This window comes from Dokdonella soli, assembly GCF_039523175.1.
Classification (GTDB): domain Bacteria; phylum Pseudomonadota; class Gammaproteobacteria; order Xanthomonadales; family Rhodanobacteraceae; genus Dokdonella_A; species Dokdonella_A soli.
The window spans coordinates 412,631-437,341 of record NZ_BAAAEU010000001.1; the positions used below are offsets into that span (position 1 = coordinate 412,631).

The window sequence follows — 24,711 nt, forward strand, 5'->3', positions numbered from 1 at the left end:
TTGCAAACCGTGGCAGGATGCCCGGTTTTGCAAACTACAGGAGAGTGCCGTGCAGAGTTTCGAACAGATCCGCTCCCACGTCGGCAGCCGTCACGCGCTGCGCACGAACGATCCGTACCTGATCAGCTTCGACCTGACCTTCGCCGATGGCCGGCATCAGGGCCTGTATCTCGCCGAGATGGAGGACGAGGATGGCGCGAAATACCTGCGCATCTCGACACCGATCGGCCCGTACACCGGAATGGATGGCACGCGCTGCCTGCGCTTCAACTGGGAACAACGCACCGGCTATCTCGCGCTGAGCGATCTCGAGGGCTCGCCGTACCTGCACCTGTGCGAGAACCGGCCCTACGGGCTGCTCTCCGAATCGGAAATCGAACGCGTGATCGAGGAACTCGGCACGCTCGGCGACCGCATGGAACAGGCGCTTTCGAGCGGTGGCGATACGCTCTGAGTTGGTATCCGGTATCTGAGGCTACTGTGTCGTCCCGGCGCACACCGGGACCCAGGGTCCTGACTTCGATCGGCACGAAAGGCACCGGGTCCCGGCTTTCGCCGGGATGACGAGCAAGAAAGGCTTTCCCCGCTCCCGTCCTTTCAAACCAGCCAGCCCAGCATCCGCGCCGCCTCGACCAGCAGCCAGGCGATGCCGCCGGTGACCGGCAACGTCAGGATCCAGGCCCAGACCATGCGCTCGACGATGGTCCATCGGATCGCGTTCGCACGCTTGGCCATGCCGACACCGAGGATCGCCGCCGAGATGTTGTGAGTGGTCGAGACCGGAATGCCGAAATGCGAGGCGGTCAGGATCACGCTGGCCGATGCGGTTTCGGCTGCAAAGCCATTGATCGGGTGCAGCTTGACCATCTTGTGGCCGAGCGTCTTGATGATGCGCCAGCCGCCGACCGCGGTGCCGGCGGCCATCACCAGCGCGCACAGCACCTTGATCCACACGGCGATCTCGAACTGGCGGCCGGCATCTTCCTCGATGCGCAGGAAATGCAGCCACGACGGCACATGATCGAGGGTGCCCGACGCCGTCGCGCCGGCCAGCGCGAGCGCGATGATGCCCATCGTCTTCTGCGCGTCGTTGAGGCCGTGCGACAGGCCCATCGCGCTCGCCGATACGAGCTGCGCCTTGCCGAAGAACGCGTTCGCGAAGCGTGTGCGACCGAGCTTTTGCAGCGGTCCCTTGCGCGAACCGAGAAATTCGATCAGCGAGAAAAGCAGGCCCATCAGCAGCAGGCCGATGATGAAGCCGGCGACCGGCGAGGTCACCATCGGCACCACGACCTTGGGCAGCACACCCTTCTCGCCCCACCAGTGCAAGCCGCCCTGTGCCCAGATGATCGCCGACCAGTTATCGTGCGCAGCCGCCACCGCGGCGCCGCACAGGCCACCGACCAGCGCATGCGACGAACTGGACGGCAAACCCCACCACCAGGTGATCAGGTTCCAGACCACCGCGCCGAGCAGGGCGCAGATCAGCACGACCGGGGTGACCGTCACGATGTTGGTATCGATCAATCCGGACGCGATCGTCTTGGCGACCGCGGTGCCGGCGAGCGCACCGACCAGGTTCGTCGCCGCCGCGAGCAGCACCGCCTGCCCCGGACTCAGCACCTTGGTCGCAACGACGGTCGCGATCGAGTTCGCGGTGTCGTGGAAGCCATTGATGTATTCGAATGCCAGCGCGATCAGCACGACCAGCAGCACAAGGGTCAGTTCCATCGACGACGATCCTAGTTGTGCGCGGCAGGTGTCAGGAGTTCTTGAGGACGATCTGGTAGACCACGTTGCCGGCGTCACGGCAGCGGTCAATCGCCTTTTCCAGCAGTTCGAACAAGTCCTTCAGCAGCAGGATGCGGATCGGCTCATGGCGGCCGCTGTAGAGATCGCGGTACAGCTCGATGAGCAGGCGATCCGCCTCGTTCTCGATCGCCTGCAGGCGGTCGTTCAGCGCCTTCATCGCTTCGAGGTTCATGCCGCGACGCAGCTGCGCGACCATCTGCGTGATGACCTCGGCCGCTTTTTCGAGCAGCGCCGCGCGCGTGGCGAAGTCGACGTCGCCGAGGCGGTCCGCGGCCAGCGCATAGCGCTCGGCGAACTTGGAGATCGACTTGGTGATCTTGTTCAGCGAAGCCGACAACGCCTCGATGTCCTCGCGATCCAGCGCGGTCACGAAGGTGTTGACCAGTTCCTGGCTGATCTGCGCGGACAGATCCTTCTCGCGCTTGCGCGCCAGCATGAACTCGTCGAGCGACGGCGCGAGCGGCCGCGCCTGGAACATGCGCACCAGCGCGACGGCCGATTCGCGCGCGGCATCGGCGCTCGCCTCCAGCAGCCCGTAGAACTTGTCACCTTTGCCGAAAATGGTCTGCAACGAGAACATGGTCGCGCCTTTTGTAGACCGCCGGAGTGGCGGTTGCGGAGTGCCCTGCGCACGCGCGAGGCCGGGGTTGATCCTGATCGCGCGCGGCGCTTCGCGTCACACGCGGGCGGCACGTCCATGGGCCGCCTTGTTCGCCCGGCCCTCGTGTGAGGACCCGAGCCAGCAAATGACGTTTATGTTACAGCAGCACGCAAGCCGGGCGGGAGCGTCCCGGCTTCGCGGCACGGACGATGCGATTGAGGACCCGCATCGCGACATTGCTACACTCCGGGTCGGGCCCGTGGGGTATTCAGCCGGATGCTGATCGAATTCGTTCTCGTCGTCCTGCTGGCGCTGTGCAACGGCTTCTTCGCGCTCAGCGAGATGGCCCTGATGACCGCGCGCCGCAGCCGCCTCAAGCAGCTCGCCCGCGAAAGCCGCCGCGCGCAGGTCGCGCTGGCGCTGATCCAGCAGCCCGAAAGCTTCCTCGCGACCGTGCAGGTGTTCATCACCCTGCTGCAGATCAGCGCCGGTGCCGCGCTCGGCAAGGACATCGGCGACCGCATCAGCATCGCGTTCGACGCACTCGACGTTCCCTGGCTCGCGCCCTACAGCGTCCTGATCGGCGTTTCGTTGAGCGTTGCCGGCATCACCTTCTTCAACATGCTGCTCGGCGAACTCGCACCGAAGCGCATCGCACTCGTTGACCCGGAGAAGTTCGCGACAGCGGTTGCTGTGCCGATGCGCTTCATGACCTGGCTGGCGATGCCGTTCGCGTTCGTGCTGATCACGCTGACCCGCGCACTGTTGCGGATGCTGCACATGGACAAGGCCAGCCGCGAGCAGATCAGCGAGGAGGAAATCCGCCTGCTCGTCGCCGAGGGCGCGGATCAGGGCGTGATCGACTCGGACGAGCGCAACATGGTCAACCGAGTGCTGCGCCTCGGCGACCGCAGCGTCGACAGCGTAATGACGCCGCGCATGCGCATTGCCTGGCTCGACGCAGACGCATCCGTCGACGACAACCTCGCGGTGATGCGCGAGACGCCCTATTCGCGCTATCCGGTCTACCGTGGCGACGAGCAGGAGATCCTCGGCGTGCTCGAGGTCAAGCGCGTGATCGGCCGGATCGGGCGCGGCGCGCTGGCCGATCTGTTCGGCACGCTGGCAAAGCCGCTCTACGTGCCGGCGACCGCCCGTGCGCTGGACCTGCTGGAGGAATTCCGCGATGCCGAGACGCCGCTGGCGCTGGTCGTCGACGAGTACGGCGACATCGAAGGCCTGGTCACGCTGAACGACCTGCTCTCCGCGGTCGTCGGCAAGACCGCGGCGCCGCTCATGGAGGCGCGCGAGCACCCGATCGTGCAGCGCGACGATGGCAGCTGGCTGGTCGACGGCAGCGTCGGCATCGACGACCTGCGCGAGCTGCTCGGCCTGACCGAGCTGCCGAACGAGGAAGACCATGATTTCCGCACTGCCGCCGGCATGGTGATGGCGCAGTTCGGACGGATTCCGCAGCCCGGTGAGCATTTCAGCTGGAACGGCTTTCGCTTCGAGGTCGTCGACCTTGACGGCGCGCGCATCGACAAGTTGTTGATTGCGAAGGCCGGGAGCTGAATCCGGTAGCCGGCGACAGCCTCATCCACTCGTCATCCCGATGAAAACCGGGATCCGGTTCCCTCGTACCCACGCCGGCAAAGCCCGGCCTGTTCTGAGCCTGTCGCGGGGCCGGGATGACGAGGAGGCGTGCGGTGACGCTCACGGCTCACCGCTTCCCCGATCACTCCTCGCGCGCCAAACGCGCCATCCGCGACGCATCCGCAAGGATGCCGTGCAGCACGCGCAATTCGCGCAGATCCGGCGCCGCGCGCAGGAAGAAGCGGCGCAGACGCTGCAGGATCGTGCGCGGCGAACGGCCCTTGTGGAAATCGATGTCGTCCAGGGTCCGGGCGAGGTGGTCGAAGAATTCCTCCATGTCCGCCGCGCTCGCGCCCGGTTCCGCCTGGGCGTCCCTGGTCACCGCGCCGGCCAGCCAGGCCATGCGCAGCTCGTAGGCGACGACCTGCACGGCCTGTGCGAGATTCAGTGACGAATAGGTCGGATCGCTCGGGATCGCAATCGCTGCGTGGCAGCGCTTGATCTCGTCGTTGTCGAGGCCGGTGCGCTCGTTGCCGAACAGCAGCGCGACTTCCTGGCCTGCCGCGGCGGCCGCGAGCACGCGTTGTGCCGCCTCGCGCGGATCCAGTTCCTCCAGCGCGACACCGCGGCGGCGCGCGGTGGCGCCGAGCACGAGGCGGCAGTCCGTGATCGCGGCGGGGAGATCGGCGCTGAGCTCAGCGCTGGCGAGTACATCGTCGGCGCCGGCGGCCATTGCCGTGGCGTTCTCATGCGGGAACGCCTGTGGCGTGACCAGCGAGAGCCGGCGCAGGCCCATTGTGCGGATCGCGCGCGCAGCGGCACCGATGTTGCCCGGATGCGAGGTATTGACCAGCACGAAACGGATACGCGCGAACGCGTTGTCGGGAGATTCGGTCATTCGGTGGAGTGATTCATCGGGCTGTCTTGCGGAAGCAGGTTTGGTCGGCGCACGGCGATCTGTTAATCTGCGCGCCGCTCGCGCGGTCACGATACCGCGCGCCGTTCTTTCCAACCCCGCCCAGCGGAACCATCATGCCAAGACCCGCCGTCAACGTGGCGGTGCGCGCCGCGCGCGCCGCCGGCCAGATCATCCTGCGCTACATGAACCGCCTGGACAGTCTCGATGTCATCGAGAAGCAGCGCCACGACTACGTGTCCGAAGTGGACAAGCTCGCGGAGGCGGAGATCATACGCGAACTGAAACGCGCCTATCCGCGCGACGCGACGCTTGGCGAGGAATCCGGCCAGTCCGGCAACTCGCGCAATGTCTGGGTCATCGATCCGCTCGACGGCACGCACAACTACCTGCGCGGATTTCCGCATTTTTCGGTCTCGATCGGGCTGCTCGAGAACGGCGAGCCCACGCTCGGCGTCGTCTACGACCCGCTGCGTGACGAACTGTTCACCGCCGACAAGGGCAACGGCGCCTATCTCAACGATCGCCGCATCCGCGTCGGCAAGCGCGACGGCTTGGGCGGCGCGCTGCTGGTGACCGGCTTCCCGTATCGCCAGCGCCGCCATCTCGAAGCACAACTCGGCATGACGCGGGCGCTGCTCGCGGAGGCCGAGGACGTCCGCCGCACCGGTTCGGCCGCGCTTGATCTGGCGTATGTCGCAGCGGGCCGCCTCGACGGTTTCTACGAGATCGGCCTGATGCCCTGGGACATGGCCGCGGCCTGCGTGCTGGTGCGCGAAGCCGGCGGGCGCTACTGCAATTTCACCGGTCAGGACGGCCTGCCGGAAAGCGGCAACCTGGTCGCCGGCAACGTGTCCGTGGTCAACGCGATGGTCAAGGCGATTGCGCCGGAACTGACCCCGGTGCTGGCACGTTGAGCTTTTCGTGAATAGCGCGGCCATGGATGGCCGCTTGTGGGTTCCGTGAACACCGCGTGCGACGGCAACGACACGGACGATCGCACAAGTGACGGCCCCAAAGAAAAAGCCCGGCTTGCGCCGGGCTTTTTCGTTACTGCTGCGAACCGGTCTTAGTGACCCTGGTTCTCGACCTTCAGCTCGGTGCGGCGATTGCGCGCACGGCCTTCCTTGGTCGCGTTCGTGTCGATCGGCTGCGTCTTGCCGAAACCCTTGACGCCGACGATCTGGCTCTGGCTGACGCCATGCGCGATCAGGTAGTCGTTCACGATCTGCGCACGACGCTCGGACAGCTTCTGGTTGTACGCGTCGCCACCGATCGCGTCGGTATGGCCGTCGAGCTCAACCTTGACTTCCGGCTGACGCTTCAGCACGTCGACCGCCTGGTCGAGGATCGCGATCGAATCAGCCGTCGGAACCTGCAGAGTCGGCTCGATGTGCTTCTCGCCGTGCTTCGGACGATCGAACTTGAAGTTGACGCCGCGCAGGTCGATGACGACGTTGTGCGGAGCCGGCTCTTCAACCGGCGGCGGCGGCGGCGGCGGCGGAGCAACCGGCTTTTCAGCCGGGGCCGGCGCAGCATGGCCACCGAAGTTGTAGACCAGGCCTACGCTGACGATGCCGTCGGTGTAACCGCCCTTGTGCGAGATGCTGTAGCCGAGCGCATCGGAGAGCTGGCCACGCGTGTTGTTGTCTTTGTCGTAACGCGCGGCGATTTCACCACGCAGCGCCATACGCTCGTTCAGGTTGTACTGGATACCGCCGCCGACCGTGACCATCGGGTCCCAGCCGTTCTCGTGGTAACCCTTGGCATGGAGCAGGAAGCCCGAGTACGCGGCATGACGCAGCGCGCCAACGCCGCCCATCACGTACGGACGCCACTGCGCGCCCTCGTCGCCGAAGAACCAGCGGCCGGACACGCCGAGACCGACGCTTTCCCACTCGTGGTTCGGGCGCCAGGAGCTGTCCTTGAAGCTCGCGTTGTTCATCGTGTATTCGAAATCGACAGCGAGGTGCGGGTTGACCCACACGCCGACGCCGATGCCACCCCAAACGGACGCGTCCGTCTTGCGGTTGCTGTCTGGGATATCCGCACCGATGCGCGGAGCGATGTACCAATTGCCGAAATCCTGCGCGCTGGCGGCGGCGCTGCCACCGATGAGCGCCAAGGCGATGAGCGCACTTAGGGCATTACGTTTCATTCAGAGTCTCCTCTCTCGTTTTGGTATTTCACGCGTCCGCCCAGCCGTACGCAGGACGCCTACAACCGTTTCTATTCTACGTCGGAATGACGTCGAGGAAACGTGTATTTAACACTTTACCACGGCTTCAGGGCTGCGGCGGAAGTGTAGCCACAACGCCATCGATCAGCTACCACTATGTGAAGATGCCGTTAAGGTTGAGGTCAGTTCAAGTTGTGAACAAATCCATGAAATGGTGGACGGGCATCGTATCGAGCGCCTCGGCCCGACGGCTGGCCTCGACGATCGTTTGCACCCGATGCGCCGGCAAATGCCCCGCCAACGCCATTTCGAACTTGCGCAGCAGTACAGGAATACCCTCGGCGCGGCGCTTGCGATGGCCGATCGGATAATCGATCGAGACCTTGTCGGTCGAGCTGCCGTCCTTGAAGAACACCTGCACCGAATTGCCGATGTAGCGCTTGTCCGGGTCAAAGTAATCTTTCGTGAATTGCGGATTTTCGACAACCGTCATCCGCTCGCGCAGGGCGTCGATGCGCGGATCGGCAGCAACCGTGTCGGTGTAATCGTCGGCGCTCAGGCGACCGAAAATCAGCGGCACCGCCACCATGTACTGGATACAGTGGTCGCGATCGGCGTAATTCGCGAGCGGGCCGGTCTTGTCGATGATGCGCATGCCAGCTTCCTGGGTCTCGATCACGATCTTCTCGATCCGGTCGAGCTTGCCGGCCACCTGCGGATGCAGCTGCATCGCGCACTCGACCGCGGTCTGCGCGTGGAATTCGGCCGGGTAGCTGATCTTGAAAAGGACATTTTCCATCACGTAGCTGCCGAACGGCCGCTCGAACTCGAACGCCTTGCCCTTGAACGCGACATCGTAGAAGCCCCAGGTCTTCGCCGACAGCGCGGACGGATAGCCGACGCAACCCTTGACCGCATTCAGCGCGTGCGTGACCGCGCGGCGGCAGGCGTCGCCCGCCGCCCAGCTCTTGCGCGGACCGGTGTTCGGCGCGTGGCGGTAGGTGCGCAGCACGCCGTTGTCGATCCAGCTGTGACTGACCGCGTTGATGATTTCCTCCTTGCCGCCGCCGAGCATCTGCGTCGTCACGGCAGTCGAGGCCAGACGGACCAGGATCACATGGTCGAGGCCGACGCGGTTGAACGAGTTCTTCAACGCGTAGCAGCCCTGGATTTCGTGCGCCTTGATCGCAAATCCGAGCACGTCACGCACGGTCAGCGGTTTGCCGCCTTCACGCTCGGCCTTGCGCGACAGGTAGTCCGCGACGGCGAGGATTGCGCCGAGATTGTCCGACGGATGGCCCCACTCCGCGGCGAGCCAGGTGTCGTTGAAGTCCAGCCAGCGCACTTGCACGCCGATGTTGTAGGCGGCCTGCACCGGATCGAGTTCGAAGCTCGTGCCCGGCACCTTCGCGCCACCCGGCAGCGTTGCGCCCGGCACCAGCGGCCCGAGATGCTTCACGCATTCGGGAAATTTCATCGCCAGCATCGCGCAGGCCAGCGAGTCGAGCAGCATGTAGCGCGCGGTGTCGTAGGCTTCCTTCGACGCGATCGGGTAGTCGGCGACGTAATTGGCGATGTCGACCATCGGCTGGTCGGGCTGCGGCCGGACGGCCGAGCGGATATCGGAGTGGCTCATCGGACTTCCCTCGCGCCGCAGCGCATGGCGATGCCGGTCTGGCAATCCTCGCACAGCATTTGGCATCGCGGTGTGCCCGTATCCAACCCCGGCCGCGGGATCGTTCCCACACTGCACACTGAGCAGGGATAGCCGCGGCCGATTTTCACGGCTCGCCGCTTTTGCCCCCTCTCCCCCAACGGCTGCTTCGTTGGGGGAGAGGGCTGGGGTGAGGGGGCGAGGCTGCATGCGGAGCGAGCCGCCGCAAGATGCCATGGCGGCCATCGAATCGAAACGTGTTCGCGCGGGCTTTGCCGCGAACATCGCGGTCTCGCACGGTGTGTGGCCCCGCCCCCTCACCCAACCCTCTCCCCCCAAGCAAGCTCGGGGAGAGGGCTGCAAGCGCCGGCGATCACGTCACGCCGGCACTCGTACCACGCCTTCCATCAACACACGTGCGCTGCGGCTCATGATCGCCCTGGTCACCGTCCATGCACCGTCAACCTGACGCGCCTCGGCGCCGACGCGCAACGTGCCCGAAGGATGACCGAAACGCACGGCCTCGCGTTTGCCGCCCCCGGCCGCGAGGTTGACGAGCGTTCCAGGGATCGCGGCGGCGGTGCCGATCGCCACTGCCGCCGTGCCCATCATCGCGTGGTGCAGCTTGCCCATCGACAGCGCGCGCACGTTGAGATCGATATCCGCCGCACGGATCGCCTTGCCGCTGGAAGCCACGTAATCGGCCGGCTTGGCAACGAAAGCGACCTTCGGCGTGTGCTGACGCGTCGCCGCTTCGGCAACGTCCTTGATCAGGCCCATCTTGATGGCACCGTGCGCACGGATCGTCTCGAACATCGCCAGCGCCTTCGCATCACCGTTGATCGCGTCCTGCAATTCGGTACCGGCGTAGCCGATCGCCTCGGCGTTGATGAAGATCGTCGGGATGCCCGCATTGATCAACGTCGCCTTCAGCGTGCCGACGCCGGGCACCTCGAGATCGTCGACGAGGCGGCCGGTCGGGAACATCGCCCCTCCGCCGTCGCCGTCGCCCTCATCGGCCGGGTCGAGGAACTCGAGCTGGACTTCTGCGGCCGGGAACGTCACGCCGTCGAGTTCGAAATCACCGGTCTCCTGCACCTCGCCGTTCGTGATCGGCACGTGCGCGACGATCGTCTTGCCGATATTCGCTTGCCAGATGCGTACCGTGGCGACGCCATCCTGCGGAATGCGAGCGGGATCGACCAGGCCGCTGGCGATAGCGAACGAACCGACCGCAGCCGACAGGTTGCCGCAGTTGCCGGACCAGTCGACGAACGGCCGGTCGATCGAGACCTGGCCGAACAGGTAGTCGACATCGTGATCGGCGCGCGTGCTGGGCGCGAGGATGACGGTCTTGCTCGTGCTCGAGGTCGCCCCGCCCATGCCGTCGATCTGCTTGCCGTACGGGTCGGGGCTGCCGATCACGCGCAGCAGCAGCGCGTCACGCGCCTTTCCCGGCACCTGCGCAGCGGGCGGCAGGTCCTGCAGGCGGAAGAACACGCCTTTGCTGGTGCCACCGCGCATGTAGGTGGCAGGAATTTTGACTTGTGGCAGGTGCTGCATCGTGGGAAGTCCTGTTGTTCTGGCTGCGACACGTGATCGGAAAACGCCAACCTCTTCGTCGTCCCGGCGTACGCTCGGACCCGGTGCCCTTTGCCCCTGCCTGAAGACGCTGGGTCCCGGCATTCGCCGGGACAACGGGATTGGATTTGGAAGTCCCGCAAACTCCGAACGGAATGGCCTCAAGCCGCCTTCGACGACTCCAGGAAATCCTGCGCAAACCTCTGCAGCACGCCGCCCGCCTCGTAGATCGCCACTTCCTCGGCGGTGTCGAGGCGGCAGGTCACGACGACCTCGACGCGCTCGCCGTCGCGGCGCTGGATGACCAACGTGAGATCGGCGCGCGGCGTGCGCTCACCAACCACGTCGAAGGTTTCGGTGCCGTCGATGCCGAGCGTCTTGCGGTTCGTGCCGGGCTTGAACTCGAGCGGCAGCACGCCCATGCCGATCAGATTCGTGCGGTGGATGCGCTCGAAGCCTTCGGCGACGATCGCCTCGACGCCGGCGAGGCGCACGCCCTTGGCCGCCCAGTCGCGCGAGCTGCCCTGACCGTAGTCGGCGCCGGCGATGATGATCAGCGGCTGCTTGCGCTCCATGTAGGTCTCGATCGCTTCCCACATGCGCGTGACCTGGCCTTCCGGCTCGATGCGTGCGAGCGAGCCCGGCTTGACCTGGCCGTCGACGACGGCCATTTCATTGATCAGCTTCGGGTTCGCGAACGTCGCCCGCTGCGCCGTCAAATGATCGCCGCGGTGCGTCGCGTACGAATTGAAGTCCTCTTCGGGCAGGCCCATCTTCGCGAGGTATTCGCCGGCCGCGCTGGTCGGCAGGATCGCGTTCGACGGCGACAGATGGTCGGTCGTGATGTTGTCGCCGAGCACGGCGAGCGGACGCATGCCCGTGAGCGCGCGCGCGCCGGCCAGCGCGCCTTCCCAGTACGGCGGACGGCGGATGTAGGTGCTTTGCGCGCGCCAGTCGTACAGCGGGCTGACCTTCTCGCCGTTGTCGACCGCCAGGGTGAACATCGGCCCGTAGACCTTGCGGAACTGCTCGGGCTTGACGCTCTGGCGCACGATCGCGTCAATCTCGGCGTCGCTCGGCCAGAGGTCCTTCAGCGTGACCGGCTGGCCGTTCGCATCGTGGCCGAGCACATCCTTCTCGATGTCGAAGCGGATCGTGCCGGCGATCGCATAGGCGATCACCAGCGGCGGCGAGGCGAGGAAGGCCTGCTTCGCGTAAGGGTGGATGCGGCCGTCGAAGTTGCGGTTGCCCGACAGCACGGCGGTCGCATACAGGTCGCGATCGATGATCTCCTGCTGGATCGCCGGATCGAGCGCACCGCTCATGCCGTTGCATGTCGTGCAGGCGAACCCGACGATGCCGAAACCGAGCTGCTCGAGTTCCGGCAACAAGCCGGCTTCCTCCAGATACAGCTGCACGGCCTTCGAGCCCGGCGCCAACGAGGACTTGACCCACGGCTTGCGCACCAGGCCCTTCGCGTTCGCGTTGCGCGCGAGCAGCGCGGCGGCGATCACGTTGCGCGGATTGGAGGTGTTCGTGCAGCTGGTGATCGCGGCGATGATGACCGCACCATCGGGCATCAGCCCTTCGGCTTCCTGCGCGCGTGCGGCGTCCAAGTTGCCGGCGATGCCGCGCGCGGCGAGATCGCTGGTCGGCAAGCGCTTGTGCGGATTCGACGGGCCGGCCATGTTGCGCACGACGCTCGACAGGTCGAATGTCAGCACGCGCTCGTACCGTGCGCTCTTCAGCGCATCGGCCCACAGTCCGGCTTCCTTCGCATAGGTTTCGACGAGGCGCACCTGCTGCTCGTCGCGGCCGGTCAGGCGCAGGTAGTCGAGCGTCTGCTGGTCGATCGAGAACATCGCCGCGGTCGCGCCGAATTCCGGCGTCATGTTCGAGATCGTCGCGCGATCGCCGAGCGTCAACGCGGCCGCGCCTTCGCCGAAGAATTCGAGGTAGGCGCCAACGACCTTCGACTGGCGCAGGAACTCGGTCAGCGCGAGCACGATGTCGGTCGCGGTGATGCCGGGCGCCGGCTTGCCGGTCAGTTCGACGCCGATAATGTCGGGCAGGCGCATCCACGAGGCCCGCCCGAGCATGACGCTCTCGGCCTCGAGTCCACCGACGCCGACCGCGATCACGCCGAGCGCGTCGACATGCGGCGTGTGGCTGTCGGTGCCGACGCAGGTGTCCGGATAGGCGACGCCATCCTGCACGCCGATCACCGGGCTCATCCGCTCCAGATTGATCTGGTGCATGATGCCGTTGCCGGGCGGGATCACATCGACGTTGCGGAACGCCTTCTTGGTCCAGTCGATGAAGTGGAAACGATCTTCGTTGCGGCGGTCCTCGATCGCGCGGTTCTTCGTGAACGCATCCGGATCGTAGCCGCCGCACTCGACCGCGAGCGAGTGATCGACGATCAACTGGGTCGGCACGACCGGGTTGATCTGCGCTGGATCGCCGCCCTTGTCGGCAATCGCATCGCGCAGACCGGCAAGGTCGACCAGCGCGGTCTGGCCGAGGATGTCATGGCACACGACACGTGCCGGAAACCACGGGAAATCGAGGTCGCGTCTGCGCTCGATCAACTGCGACAAGTAATCGTTGAGCCGCGCGGGCTCGGCGCGGCGCACGAGGTTCTCGGCATGCACGCGCGAGGTGTACGGCAGCGCGTCCCACGCGCCGGGCTGGATCGCATCGACGGCGGCACGCGCGTCGAAATAGTCGAGCGAGATGCCCGGCAGCGGTTTGCGGTAGTCGGTGTTCATGGCTGTGGTCGGAAAGGAAGCACGCGGCAGGCGCGATCAGGGAACCGAGCCGGGTCACGGCGGGATTCCGTTGCGGAGAGAGAGACAGGCGCGGCCGTGGTCGCCGCAGGGCCGCTCATTTTGCCAGATTCGCCCACCGCACGATCGGCTCGCCGCGGGAAACCCGTCCGGAATCAGTTCCGGTGTCGCCGCAACTCGAGCAGGATCGCCTCGAGCGTCTCGGCATTGCGCCGCGCAAGATCCAGCGATTCGCGCATCGCCGCGGCCTGCGCATCGCGCAACTGCCCCGCGCGTTCGATGTTCTCGCGCCCCATGCGATTGACCTCGCCCGATTCGGCCAGCAAGCCGCGCGCCTTGCGGAATTGGCGCGCGGTCATCCAAAACACCATCGCGAGCAAGGCGACGAGCAGAACGATGACCGCGTTGTCCCGCAGCCATGCACCGATTCCGCTCGGCGCATGGTCGCTGTAGCGAGCGGACGACCATTCCGCCATCGACGACCACGCTTGCTTGTCTCTGTCGAACACAAAATTCTGCCGTTCGGCCTTCCAGCTCATCAGGCCCATCGATTTGCCTTGTTCAGCAGACAGATCAGCGAGTTCGAAGTCGACCGTGCCGTTCGCCAGCATCGCCGCATCGACCTGTGCGAGACGCGCGTCCTCGTGCACGATCGCGGTCAGTACGCGCACATGGCCGTCATAACCCAGCGCTTCGCTCTTGAAGTGGTAACTGCCGTCAGGCAACGCATCCAGCGGACCATCGCGGCGCAGCTCGGTTTCCCAAGCGCGGATCAGGCCCGCCCGATCGGGCGCAGCGCACGCCAGCGCAGGCAGCAACAGGATCAGAAACAGGATTCCGCGCATGCTTCCTCCACTTCGATGCTCGACCGGAGCATAGCTCAGGCCTGCGATGCGGCGACAACGCGACACGATGTGCATTCGCCGCACGCTGTGCGGCTCAATCGTGCGGCGCGAGATCGCGCTCCCACGGCGGAACATCGCCGAATTTCTCTGCAAGAAAATCCACGAACGCGCGTACCCGCAGCGGCACCAGCCGGCGCTGCGGCATGACCGCATGGATCGCCGACTCGGGAATCTGCCACTCCGGCAGCACGTGCCTGAGGCGGCCGCTGCGCAAGTCCTCCCAGACGTGCCAAGTCGAATGCAGCGCGATGCCGAGCCCGGCAACGGCCGCGTCGCGCAGCACCTCGCCGTAGTTGCATTCAAAGCGGCCCGTGACGCGCACGCTGGTTTCGCGGCCGGCCGCGTCCAGCATGCGCCAGAGGTCCTGGCGTCCCTGCCGGCCGGTCAGGATCACGCAGTCGTGCGCGGCGAGATCGGCCGGAGCCGCCGGTGCACCGCGCCGCGCGAGATAGTCCGGCGATGCGCACAGCACGCGGCGGTTGGTCGCGATCCGGCGCGCGACCAGGTTCGAATCGTCGAGCGCGCCGATACGGATCGCGAGGTCATAACCCGCGCCGACCAGATCCTGCAGGCGGTCATCGAGATCCACGCTGATCCTGACCTTCGGATAGCGCGAGAGAAATTCCGGCAGCAGCGGCGACAGGTATTGCCTGCCGAACGACGCCGATGCGGTCATGCGCAAGGTGCCGCTCGCTTGCTCGCCGGCTTGGCGCAGGTCGGTGGTCAGCGCCTCCAGATCCTCGACCAGTACGCGGCCGCGTTCCGCCAGCGCGGCGCCCTCCGGGGTCGCGTGCAGGCGGCGCGTGGTCCGATGCAGCAGGCGCACGCCGAGCTGCTGCTCCAGCCGCTTCAGCCGCTGGCTGGCGACCGCGACCGACAGATCGAAGCTGCGCGCCGCTGCGCTGATCGAACCGAGATCGAGCACGCGCAGGAACAGGCTGATGTCACCGATCCGATCCATCACTATCAATAAATTACTGAAACTGATTGCTGATAATGGCGGTTTTTCAATAATCTGCAAGCGCTCAGGCTATGCCGTCTTCTTTGATCCGGCGCGCCCATGACCCGCACTGCAGTTCCCCGCCCCCGCACCCCGCTCGCGCTGTACGCGCTGACCGCCGGCGCGTTCGGCATCGGCACCACCGAATTCGTGATCATGGGCCTGCTGTTGCAGGTCGCATCCGATCTGCACGTGACGATCGCCACGGCCGGCCTGCTGATCTCCGGCTATGCGCTCGGCGTGTTCGTCGGCGCGCCGCTGCTGACCGCCGCGACCGGCCGCCTGCCGCGAAAGACCGCGTTGGTTGCGCTGATGGTGATCTTCACGTTCGGCAACCTGGCCTGCGCGCTGGCGCCGGACTACACCACGCTGATGATCGCGCGCGTGATCACCTCGCTGGCGCACGGCACCTTCTTCGGCGTCGGCGCAGTGGTCGCCACCGGCCTCGTCGCGGCCGACCGCAAGGCCTCGGCGATCTCGACGATGTTTACCGGCCTGACCGTGGCAACACTGCTCGGCGTACCGGCCGGCGCATGGCTCGGCCTGCATTTCGGCTGGCGCGCGACGTTCTGGGCGGTCGCCGGCATCGGCGTGGTCGCGACGATCGTCATCGCCGCGCTGGTCCCGCGCGACCGCGGCGACACGCAACCGGTCGCGTTCCGCGACGAGCTGCGGATCATCGCGCGCCCACAGGTACTGCTCGGCCTGCTGACCACTGTGCTCGGCTTTGCCGGCGTGTTCGCGGTATTCACCTACATCCAGCCGATCCTGACCCGCGTGACCGGCTTCGAGGACGGTGCGGTCTCGCCGATCCTGCTCGTATTCGGCGTGGGCCTGATCGTCGGCAACCTGCTCGGTGGCCGGCTCGCTGATCGCCGGCTGATGCCGACCCTGCTCGGTACGCTCGCCGCGCTCGCCGTCGTGCTCGCCGCCATGGGCTTCGCGTTGCACAGCAAACCGGCGGCAATCGCGTTCGTCGGCCTGCTCGGCGTTGCCGCGTTCGCGACGGTCGCGCCGCTGCAGCTGCGGGTGCTGCAGAAGGCGGCCGGCGGCCAGAGTCTCGCTTCGAGCTTCAATATCGCCGCGTTCAACCTGGGTAACGCGATCGGCGCGTGGCTTGGTGGTGTGGTCATCGAGCGCGGCCCCGGCTACGGCGCGGTGACCTGGGCCGCCGCGCTGGTGACCTTGTCCGGCCTCGGACTGGCTCTGTGGAGCGCGATGCTCGACCGCCGCGCCGCAGGCCGCCCCGCACTGGCCCGTCCCGGCGAACGCGTCCTCTGCGAAGCATCGGCCTGATCTCTACCCGTTTCCGATCAAGGAGTGTTGTCATGGAATACCGCTATTTGGGCGCTTCCGGCCTGAAAGTACCCGCGCTGAGCTTCGGCGCCGGCACGTTCGGCGGCAAGGGGCCGCTGTTCAGTGCCTGGGGCAATACCGATGCCGGTGAGGCGCGCCGGCTGGTGGACATCTGCCTCGACGCCGGCGTCAACCTGTTCGACAGCGCCGATGTCTATTCGGACGGCGCTTCCGAAACGATTCTCGGCGCCGCCATCAAGGGCCGCCGCGACCGCGTGCTGTTGTCGACCAAGACCTCGCTGCGCAGCGGCGACGGGCCGAACGAAGTCGGCTCCTCGCGTTTCCATCTGATCCGCGCCTGCGAGGCCGCACTGCAGCGCCTCGGCACCGACTACATCGATTTGCTGCAACTGCACGCGTTCGACGCGATGACGCCGATCGAGGAAGTGCTGTCGACACTCGACGATCTCGTCCGCGCCGGCAAGATCCGCTACGTCGGCGTCTCGAACTTCTCGGGTTGGCAGCTGATGAAGTCGCTGGCCGTGGCCGACCGCCATGGCTATCCGCGCTACGTTGCAAATCAGACGTACTACTCGCTGATCGGCCGCGACTACGAGTGGGAACTGATGCCGCTCGGACTCGACCAGGGCGTCGGCGCGGTGGTCTGGAGTCCGCTCGGCTGGGGCCGGCTGACCGGCAAGTTGCGTCGTGGCAGCGCGCCACCGGCAACCAGCCGCCTGCACGACACCGCGAGCATCGGACCGCCGGTTGATGATGAACGCCTGTTCCGCGTCGTCGATGCGCTCGACGAAATCGCCGCGGAAACCGGCAAGAGCATTCCGCAGATCGCGCTGAACTGGCTGTTGCAGCGGCCGACGGTCGCGACGATCCTGATCGGCGCGCGCGACGAGGCGCAGCTCCGGCAGAACCTGGGCGCGGTCGGATGGAATCTCGACCAGGAGCAGATCGCCCGGCTCGACGCCGCCAGCGTGGTGACACCGCCCTATCCCTATTACCCGTACTGGAACGGCCAATTCACCGAACGCAATCCGCCGCCGGTACCGACCATCGCCGAAACCCTCGGCCGGAAACAGCCATGAAAGCCATCGCCCTGACCCGCTACCTGCCGATCACCGACCCGCAGTCGTTGCTCGATGTCGAACTGCCGAAGCCGGTGCCGGGCGCGCACGACCTGCTCGTGCGCATCGAGGCGGTATCGGTGAACCCGGTCGATACGAAAGTACGCTCGCCCAAGCCGCAGGTTGAAGCACAACCGAAGGTGCTCGGCTACGACGCCGCTGGCGTCGTCGAAGCCGTCGGTGCCGATGTCACGCTGTTCAAGCCCGGCGACGCGGTGTACTACGCCGGCGACGTCACACGCGCCGGCAGCAACGCGCAGTATCAACTCGTCGACGAGCGTATCGCCGGTCGCAAGCCGGCGGCACTCGACTTCGCGCAGGCAGCCGCGCTGCCGTTGACCACGATCACCGCCTGGGAACTGCTGTTCCAGCGCATGCCCCTCGACGCCGATGGCGCCGATCGCGGCAAGTCGCTGCTGATCATCGGCGGTGCCGGCGGTGTCGGTTCGATCGCGATCCAGCTCGCGCGGCGCGCGGGACTGGTCACGATCGCGACCGCGTCGCGGCCGGAAACGATCGCATGGTGCCGGCAGATGGGTGCGCAACACGTGGTCGACCATCGCCAGCCGCTGCAATCGCAACTTGCGGCGCTCTGCTTTGCCACGGTCGATGCGGTGATCAATCTCGCCGATACCGATCGCTACTGGGAAACGATCGGTGAAATCCTCGCGCCGCAGGGCCACGTCGGCCTGATCGTGGAACCCAAGGGCGCATTGAAGATCGGCGATCCCTACAAAGCCAAATGCATCGGCATCCACTGGGAAATGATGTTCGCTCGCCCGCGCTTCAGGACCGCGGACATGATCGAGCAGCATCGAATACTCAACCGTGTCGCGGATCTCGTCGACGCCGGCGAACTGCGCACGACGCTGACTGAAACACTGTTTCCGATCGACGCGACGAACCTGCGCACCGCGCACGCTCAGCTCGAATCCGGCAAGACGATCGGAAAAGTTGCGCTGGCCGGCTGGAATACATGACGGAGTCCTTGGCGCGAGGTCGACGTGGCGCGCAGAATCGCGCCACCCCCGCGACCCGTTTCCATCGTGCCTGCACTCCATCAAACCGTCGAACGTATCCTGCAGCTCAGCGCGTTCGACGGTGATTCCGCTCTCGCACTGCGCACGCTGCACGCGCATTTCGCGGAGCGATTTCCGGGCTGCGCACTCGCGCTCGTGCTGATCGGCGGCCTCGCACCGGGGCAATGCCGTCTCGCCGGACTGATCGGCGCCGACGGCGTGGAACACGTGCCGAACGTCGATCCACTCGGCGAACGCTCGACGCTGCCACTGTTCGACGATGCGCTGACCGCCAAACTGTTTATCGACACCGCGCCACACCTGATCAGCGTCGCGCCGACCGACTTTGCGCTGCCATTTGCGCAGGCGCTGCTCGCGCCCGCGTCCCTGCTCGGCATCCCGGTGGTGAACGCCGGCGTGATCAACCACTGGCTGATTTTCGGCAGCAGCCTGCACGGGCGGTTCGACCGCGTGGATCTCGATGAGCTGCTGCTCGAAGTGAATCTCGCGGCGAACCTGATCGTGCGCCCGCTGGCGACCCGCGCGCTGCGCGACGAGAGCAAGCGGCATCGCCAGGTGATCGAAGGGATCGCGGACGTGCAGCGCCTTCTGCTGCCCGATGGCCCGGTGATCCGCGGACTCGAGTACGCCGTGCACTGGCAACCCGCCGAGACCGCGGCCGGTGACTACTACGACCTGATGTCGTTGACCCAGTACGCGCCCGCGGATTTCCCGCGCGATGGCGCCGACATCTGGGCGCTGATGCTCGCCGATGTATCGGGGCACGGTGCCGCTGCCGCGATGGAAGCCGTGCAGTTCGACGCGATCCTGCGCACCTACCAGGGCGACGAGGAAAGCGGCCCGGCCGGCGCGCTGACCTATGCGAACCGCTACTTCTTCTCGCGCCGCCAGCGCCAGCATTTCCTGACCGCGTTCGCCTTGCTCTACCGGCCAGACCTTGGCCGCGCGACCTATGTCGACGCCGGCCACCCGCCACTGCTGCATCGCCGCGGCAACACAGTGACACTACGCGGCGCCGGCACCCAGATTCCGCTCGGCATCCTGCGCGACCATGTCTGGCAGAACGAGACGTTCGACGTCGAATCCGGCGACGTACTGGTGCTTTACACGGATGGAGTGGTCGAAGCGCGTGATCGCACGCATCGACCGTTTGGCAGCGAGCGGCTCAGCGCGCTGGTCGCCAGCGGCCCATCGGATCCGCCCGCGCTGCTGGCGCTGGTGCGCGACGAGGTGATCGCGCACCAGGGCAGTCCGCTCGGCGTCGATGACCAGACTTTGATCGTGCTGCGTATTACGGATTGATCAGGCCGCTTGTCGCGGCGGCATATTCCGGGCATCTTCATACGATCGTTTGAATCGGAATTCCCGACGTGCGCTACCCGAATCTGTTCGCCCCGCTCGACCTTGGCTTCGTCACGCTGCCGAACCGCGTGCTGATGGGGTCGATGCATACCGGTCTCGAGGACCACGCTCGCGACTTCGACAAGCTCGCCACGTATTTCGCCGAACGCGCGCGCGGCGGCGTCGGATTGATGGTCACCGGCGGCTTTTCGCCGAACATCGAAGGCTGGCTGTTGCCGTTCGCGAGCCGGTTGTCGATGCCGTGGCAGGTCGCGTCGCATCGCAAGGTCACGCGCGCGGTACACGCGGAAGGCGGCCGCATCTGCCTGCAGATCCTGCACGCCGGACGTTATGCCTATCACCCGCTGTCGGTCGCGCCGTCGAAGATCAAGGCGCCGATCACGCCGTTCACGCCGCGCGCACTCAGCGCGCGCGGTGTCGAACGCACGATCGGCGATTTCGTGAACTGCGCGCGCAAGGCGCAGGACGCCGGCTACGACGGTGTCGAGGTCATGGGTTCGGAGGGTTACCTCATCAACGAGTTCCTGACCGAACGCACGAACCGCCGCGACGACGACTGGGGCGGTTCGGTGGACAAACGCCAGCGCTTCCCGGTTGAGATCGTCAAGCGCATGCGCGCGGCAGTCGGACGCGAGTTCATCATCATCTACCGCCTTTCGATGCTCGACCTCGTCGAGCACGGTCAGAGCTGGGACGAAATTGTCTCGCTCGCGAAAAAGATCGAAGCCGCCGGCGCGACCTTGATCAACACCGGCATCGGCTGGCACGAGGCGCGCATCCCGACCATCGTGACCAGCGTGCCGCGCGCGGGCTTCGCCTGGGTCACGCGGCGCATGAAGGCGGAAGTCGCAATTCCGCTGATCACGACGAATCGGATCAATATGCCGGACGTCGCCGAGCGCATCCTGAGCGAGGGCGACGCCGACATGGTCTCGATGGCGCGCCCGCTGCTCGCCGATCCGGACTGGGTCGCGAAGGCCCGCGACGACCGCGCGGCCGACATCAACACCTGCATCGCCTGCAACCAGGCCTGTCTCGACCACGTGTTCGAGAAGAAGCGTGCGAGCTGCCTCGTGAATCCGCGCGCCTGCTTCGAAACCGAACTCGTGATCCGCCCCGCGACCACGAGGAAGCGCATCGCGGTGGTCGGTTCGGGACCAGCCGGACTCGCCTGCGCGACCACGCTCGCTGAACGCGGTCATGTGGTCACCTTGTTCGAACAGGCGCACGAGATCGGCGGCCAGTTCAACATGGCCAAGCGGATTCCCGGCAAGGAGGAGTTCCACGAGACGCTGCGCTATTTCACGCGGCGCATCGGGCAGACCGGCATCGAGTTGCGTCTTTCCACGAACGCCACACCCGCATTGTTGCAGGAAGGTCGGTACGACGAGGTCGTGTTCGCGACTGGCGTGCATCCGCGCGCTGCAAATATTCCCGGCAGCGAACGCGCTAACGTGCTGAGCTATGTCGATGTCCTGCTCGGCCGCGCCGCGGTGGGCCCGAAGGTGGCGATCGTCGGCGCCGGAGGCATCGGCTTCGACGTCGCCGAATTCCTGGTCGAGAACGCGCCCTCGCCAAGTACCGATGTCGCGCGCTGGACGCACGAATGGGGTGTCGACATGACGCTGGCCGCGCGCGCCGGCCTGGTCAAGGCAGCGCCGGAAGCACCGGAGCGACAGATCTGGCTGCTGCAACGCACGTCGGGCAAGCCCGGCAGGCGCCTGAACAAGACGACCGGATGGGTGCACCGCTCGACGCTCGCCGCCAAGCGCGTGACGATGCTCGGCGGCGTCAGCTACGAGCGCATCGACGACGATGGTCTGCACATCCGCATCGGCGAGGAATCACAAACGCTTCCCGTCGATACGATCGTGATCTGCGCCGGCCAGGAACCGAACCGTGCGCTGCATTCGCAAGTCGCAGCGGCCGGTGGTGCGAGCACGCATCTGATCGGCGGTGCGGACGTTGCCGCCGAGTTGGATGCCAAGCGTGCGATTGCTCAGGGAACCCGGTTGGCAGCGACGCTGTAACCGGGCACCGGGTGCCGCGCCACCTGTTTGCCTCAAGGGTCGGCGCGCGCAGCGAGATAAGTTCTCCACGGTCCGAAGTCGAGCAGCTGATTCGTATACGTCTCGACCACTGCACTGAACGGCTGCTGTGCCGAGGTATACAGGATCGCCTCATGACGAAGCAGCGCATGCGGGATGCGCAGACGCGCCTGCTCGCCTGCCGCCTCCGACATCTCCCAGCCGGGCGGCAGCGGCGACCAGAGCATGTCCGCGGCGAGCGTGCGGCGTTGGAAACCGAGCGCCTTGACGACTTTGCCGAAAGGTTCGTCGCTGCTGTCGAGGCGCCGATTCATGTCGGCGCTCAAGCGAGCCGGCACGTACCAATTGTCGGCTTCCGACAGGACATGTTCGCCGCAGACGAGCTGCACTTGCCGGTAGGCGAGCGGTTCGCCGTCATCGATCCCGAGGCGCGAACGCAATTCTTTCGGAATGGGTTTCTCTTCGCCGCGCACGCGCCGCGCGAAGATGCGCGCTGGCTCGGCAAGGCGATGCGCTGCGCACCACCGTTCCAGGGTCGATGTCGCGCTGTCGTGGCTGAGCAGATCCGCATTCAGGGTCTGCATCAATGCCAGCACTTGCGTTCGAACGAGGCGATCCTGGGCCGTCGGCGGAGTCGGTTCGAGCGCGCAGGCGGACAAGAGCAGGCTTGCTGCGAGCGAAATGCCGGAGAGGCGAAGACCGGCTCGCCGTGCTCCGGGTCGATAGGGTTCGTTCATGCCTGGCAGGTCATGGCGATGCGGTGCACGATTGTACCCGCGCGCCGCGATGCGTCCGCCGTGCGCCGACGCCTTGGCCGAGGAATCCCTTCATGTATCGCATGCCCTTGCTCGCCTTGTCGCTGGCCCTCGTCGCCTGCGCTGTGGCGACGGCTCCTCCGCGCGCGCACATGTCGACAACGACGCTGAGCAAGTCTTCCGCATCGAACCGGTGCGGCCTGTCGCCGAGCGGTTGCCTCTCGCGCTTTCCGCGACGCCTCCTGCCGAGTCGGGCGACTTCCGTCGCAGCGATCTCGTCGAGCTCGCCACACTCGATCACCGGTGACATCGCGTCGTACGCCGGTTCGACGACCTGCTCGCCAGGGCTTGATTCACGGCAGGTGTGGTGCCACTACTGCGCGACCCCATTACGGAGAATTCCATGAAGCTCTACTACACACCCGGCGCCTGCTCGCTCGGCGACCACATCGTGCTGGAATGGATCGGCAAGCCGTACCAGGCGCAGCGAGTCAGCCGCGAGGAACGCGCCACACCGGAATTCAAGAAGCTCAATCCGGCCGGTGCAGTGCCGGTGTTCGAGCAGGATGGTTGGGTGCTGACCCAGAACGCGGCGATCCTGAACTACCTTGCCGACACCCATCCGGAGGCGAAGCTCGGTGGTGACGGCACGCCGAAGGGTCGCGCCGAGGTGAATCGCTGGCTCGCGTTCCTCAATGCCGACGTGCATCCGACCTTCAAGCCGCTGTTCGGCGCGATCAACTATCTCGAGGACACCGCGGTTATCGAGAAGGCCAAGGAACACGCGAAGTCCACGCTGCGCACATTGTTCGGTCGCGCGGACGCGCAACTCGCCGGCCGCGACTGGCTGGCCGGCTCGCGTTCGATCGCCGATCCGTATCTCTATGTCGTGTCGCGCTGGGCGAAGGCACTCAATGTGGATCTCACCGGCTTCGACCATCTCGCGAAGTTCGTCGCGCGCATGGAAGCCGATCCGGCGGTGAAGAAGGTGCTCAAGGAAGAAGGGCTGGACTGAGCGCCGCAGATCCCGATCGAGGCACCCTTTCTCAGCAGCCCGGCCCTCCGGCAACACCCGCGAGTATCTGCAGATTCATCACGAACGATGTGATCGGTCCGCTCAGCGTCGCAGCGGCGGTGTGGCAATCAAGGAACGTTATCGCGATCGAACCCCACGGCGTAACGCCCGATGGGACAGGTTGATCCGCCGTGGGGGCGGCCGGGCTGTACATCTTCAAGTTGACCGGAGTGCCGGGAAGAATCGTCTTCGGGCCAACCTCGGAGACAAGCCACAGCGGGCTGCCCAACGCGGGGCCGATCGGTTGACCGGTCGTAGTGGTGGCTCTAACCGTGTTCACACCGATGTAGGTAACGACCAAACCCGCGTTCGCAGGCAGGAAATTGAAGATGCCCAACACCCCAGGCTCGAACCACGAGCCCGCCATCGCGGCCGGATTGATCGCGGCAAGACCGGAGACATAGGTCGCCTCGAACGAACCGGTTGGTGAATTGGTTATCGGACCCACGACCCTTGTCCATGTTCCGGATACCGAGCCGCCGGCAACGCTGGGCGAATTCGATGTGGCGTACCAGGCTCCGCCGTTGTTGAGTCCCGAATTTGCACAGGTGAGGCCCAGGAAGGGTGCCGTCGAAGTTACCGAACCGCCGGTCGTGATGGCGCCGTATCCGTTCGGCGTGCTGTAGAAGTCACAAACGGTTCCACCTTGATCGTTGATCACGATGGTGACGGCGCCATAGTCCCCGCCGGGAGCGTAGCTGGCATAGGAACCCTTGTAGATGCCCGCTGCGCTATCGGCGGCGTGGGCCGTGGAGGCCAGGCTTGCGGCAACGAGGAACGCAACGAAAGAAGCCGACAGAAACGAGGCGCGACCCTTATTCATATCCATCTCCCAAGGTTGTCCGACACCAAGTGCGTGGAGCCTTGTGGACGAGGACGAAGCGGCGTCGTATAGCGTTGCAGCGATTCCGGGAACGAAAAAGCCGCGCAACGGCGCGGCTTTTCTTGCTCGTCATCCCGGCG

20 protein-coding genes are annotated in these 24,711 nt (G+C 65.8%); 9 read left to right on the top strand and 11 right to left on the bottom strand.

The window, feature by feature from the left end; genetic code table 11:
• Positions 1 to 49 precede the first annotated feature (49 nt).
• Complete coding sequence (locus ABD002_RS01935; RefSeq protein ID WP_343786565.1) at positions 50 to 454, top strand: hypothetical protein; 405 nt, start codon at positions 50 to 52, stop codon at positions 452 to 454.
• A gap of 143 nt (positions 455 to 597) precedes the next feature.
• Here ABD002_RS01935 and ABD002_RS01940 read toward each other — a convergent pair whose 3' ends face one another.
• Positions 598 to 1,731 carry an inorganic phosphate transporter gene (locus ABD002_RS01940; RefSeq protein ID WP_343786567.1) on the bottom strand — a complete coding sequence of 378 codons (1,134 nt, stop codon included), beginning with the start codon at positions 1,729 to 1,731 and terminating at the stop codon, positions 598 to 600.
• A 31-nt stretch (positions 1,732 to 1,762) separates the two neighbouring features.
• Complete coding sequence (locus ABD002_RS01945; RefSeq protein ID WP_343786569.1) at positions 1,763 to 2,392, bottom strand: DUF47 domain-containing protein; 630 nt, start codon at positions 2,390 to 2,392, stop codon at positions 1,763 to 1,765.
• A 297-nt stretch (positions 2,393 to 2,689) separates the two neighbouring features.
• On the opposite strand from ABD002_RS01945, the gene ABD002_RS01950 reads away from it, so the two are divergent.
• Positions 2,690 to 3,988 carry a hemolysin family protein gene (locus tag ABD002_RS01950; protein ID WP_343786571.1) on the top strand — a complete coding sequence of 433 codons (1,299 nt, stop codon included), beginning with the start codon at positions 2,690 to 2,692 and terminating at the stop codon, positions 3,986 to 3,988.
• A gap of 163 nt (positions 3,989 to 4,151) precedes the next feature.
• Here the strand turns inward: ABD002_RS01950 and ABD002_RS01955 are convergent, their stop codons facing one another.
• The gene (locus ABD002_RS01955) at positions 4,152 to 4,907 is read right to left on the bottom strand and encodes an RNA methyltransferase (RefSeq protein WP_343786573.1); all 756 of its coding nucleotides are present in this window, start codon (positions 4,905 to 4,907) and stop codon (positions 4,152 to 4,154) included.
• 134 nt (positions 4,908 to 5,041) lie between these two features.
• Between ABD002_RS01955 and ABD002_RS01960 the strand changes: the two genes are divergently transcribed.
• Positions 5,042 to 5,842, top strand: a complete 801-nt coding sequence (locus ABD002_RS01960) for an inositol monophosphatase family protein (protein WP_343786575.1) — start codon at positions 5,042 to 5,044, stop codon at positions 5,840 to 5,842.
• Positions 5,843 to 5,994: 152 nt separating this feature from the next.
• Here the strand turns inward: ABD002_RS01960 and ABD002_RS01965 are convergent, their stop codons facing one another.
• The 6 genes from ABD002_RS01965 to ABD002_RS01990 all read right to left on the bottom strand — a co-directional run bounded on the left by ABD002_RS01965 (position 5,995) and on the right by ABD002_RS01990 (position 14,994).
• The gene (locus tag ABD002_RS01965) at positions 5,995 to 7,083 is read right to left on the bottom strand and encodes an OmpA family protein (protein ID WP_343786577.1); all 1,089 of its coding nucleotides are present in this window, start codon (positions 7,081 to 7,083) and stop codon (positions 5,995 to 5,997) included.
• A 208-nt stretch (positions 7,084 to 7,291) separates the two neighbouring features.
• Positions 7,292 to 8,740, bottom strand: coding sequence for a bifunctional 2-methylcitrate dehydratase/aconitate hydratase (locus ABD002_RS01970; RefSeq protein ID WP_343786579.1), 1,449 nt, complete (start codon positions 8,738 to 8,740; stop codon positions 7,292 to 7,294).
• A 396-nt stretch (positions 8,741 to 9,136) separates the two neighbouring features.
• Positions 9,137 to 10,321: a 2-methylaconitate cis-trans isomerase PrpF gene (gene prpF / locus ABD002_RS01975; protein WP_343786581.1), complete on the bottom strand. Its 1,185-nt coding sequence runs from the start codon at positions 10,319 to 10,321 to the stop codon at positions 9,137 to 9,139.
• A gap of 179 nt (positions 10,322 to 10,500) precedes the next feature.
• Entirely contained in the window at positions 10,501 to 13,110 is a 2,610-nt protein-coding gene (acnD, locus tag ABD002_RS01980; protein ID WP_343786583.1) for a Fe/S-dependent 2-methylisocitrate dehydratase AcnD, read from the bottom strand.
• Positions 13,111 to 13,283: 173 nt separating this feature from the next.
• Positions 13,284 to 13,973, bottom strand: a complete 690-nt coding sequence (locus ABD002_RS01985; protein ID WP_343786585.1) for a hypothetical protein — start codon at positions 13,971 to 13,973, stop codon at positions 13,284 to 13,286.
• 94 nt (positions 13,974 to 14,067) lie between these two features.
• On the bottom strand, positions 14,068 to 14,994 hold the full coding sequence (locus ABD002_RS01990; RefSeq protein ID WP_343786587.1) for a LysR family transcriptional regulator: 927 nt from the start codon (positions 14,992 to 14,994) through the stop codon (positions 14,068 to 14,070).
• A 99-nt stretch (positions 14,995 to 15,093) separates the two neighbouring features.
• On the opposite strand from ABD002_RS01990, the gene ABD002_RS01995 reads away from it, so the two are divergent.
• From ABD002_RS01995 to ABD002_RS02015, 5 genes are all read left to right on the top strand, one after another.
• A complete protein-coding gene (locus ABD002_RS01995) occupies positions 15,094 to 16,329 on the top strand; it encodes an MFS transporter (RefSeq protein ID WP_343786589.1) in 1,236 nt (411 codons plus the stop codon).
• A 32-nt stretch (positions 16,330 to 16,361) separates the two neighbouring features.
• A complete protein-coding gene (locus ABD002_RS02000) occupies positions 16,362 to 17,429 on the top strand; it encodes an aldo/keto reductase (RefSeq protein ID WP_343786591.1) in 1,068 nt (355 codons plus the stop codon).
• Positions 17,426 to 18,448: a zinc-binding alcohol dehydrogenase family protein gene (locus ABD002_RS02005; protein ID WP_343786593.1), complete on the top strand. Its 1,023-nt coding sequence runs from the start codon at positions 17,426 to 17,428 to the stop codon at positions 18,446 to 18,448. Before ABD002_RS02000 ends, ABD002_RS02005 begins: the two co-directional genes overlap by 4 nt.
• 66 nt (positions 18,449 to 18,514) lie before the next feature.
• Positions 18,515 to 19,810, top strand: coding sequence for a PP2C family protein-serine/threonine phosphatase (locus tag ABD002_RS02010; RefSeq protein WP_343786595.1), 1,296 nt, complete (start codon positions 18,515 to 18,517; stop codon positions 19,808 to 19,810).
• 68 nt (positions 19,811 to 19,878) lie between these two features.
• Positions 19,879 to 21,900, top strand: coding sequence for an oxidoreductase (locus ABD002_RS02015; protein ID WP_343786597.1), 2,022 nt, complete (start codon positions 19,879 to 19,881; stop codon positions 21,898 to 21,900).
• 32 nt (positions 21,901 to 21,932) lie between these two features.
• On the opposite strand, the gene ABD002_RS02020 is transcribed toward ABD002_RS02015, so the two are convergent.
• Positions 21,933 to 22,655 carry a hypothetical protein gene (locus tag ABD002_RS02020; RefSeq protein WP_343786599.1) on the bottom strand — a complete coding sequence of 241 codons (723 nt, stop codon included), beginning with the start codon at positions 22,653 to 22,655 and terminating at the stop codon, positions 21,933 to 21,935.
• Between the two features lie 421 nt (positions 22,656 to 23,076).
• Here ABD002_RS02020 and ABD002_RS02025 point away from each other — a divergent pair, with 421 nt between their 5' ends.
• Entirely contained in the window at positions 23,077 to 23,688 is a 612-nt protein-coding gene (locus ABD002_RS02025; protein ID WP_343786601.1) for a glutathione S-transferase family protein, read from the top strand.
• Between the two features lie 31 nt (positions 23,689 to 23,719).
• Here the strand turns inward: ABD002_RS02025 and ABD002_RS02030 are convergent, their stop codons facing one another.
• Complete coding sequence (locus ABD002_RS02030; protein ID WP_343786603.1) at positions 23,720 to 24,679, bottom strand: hypothetical protein; 960 nt, start codon at positions 24,677 to 24,679, stop codon at positions 23,720 to 23,722.
• Positions 24,680 to 24,711 lie beyond the last annotated feature (32 nt).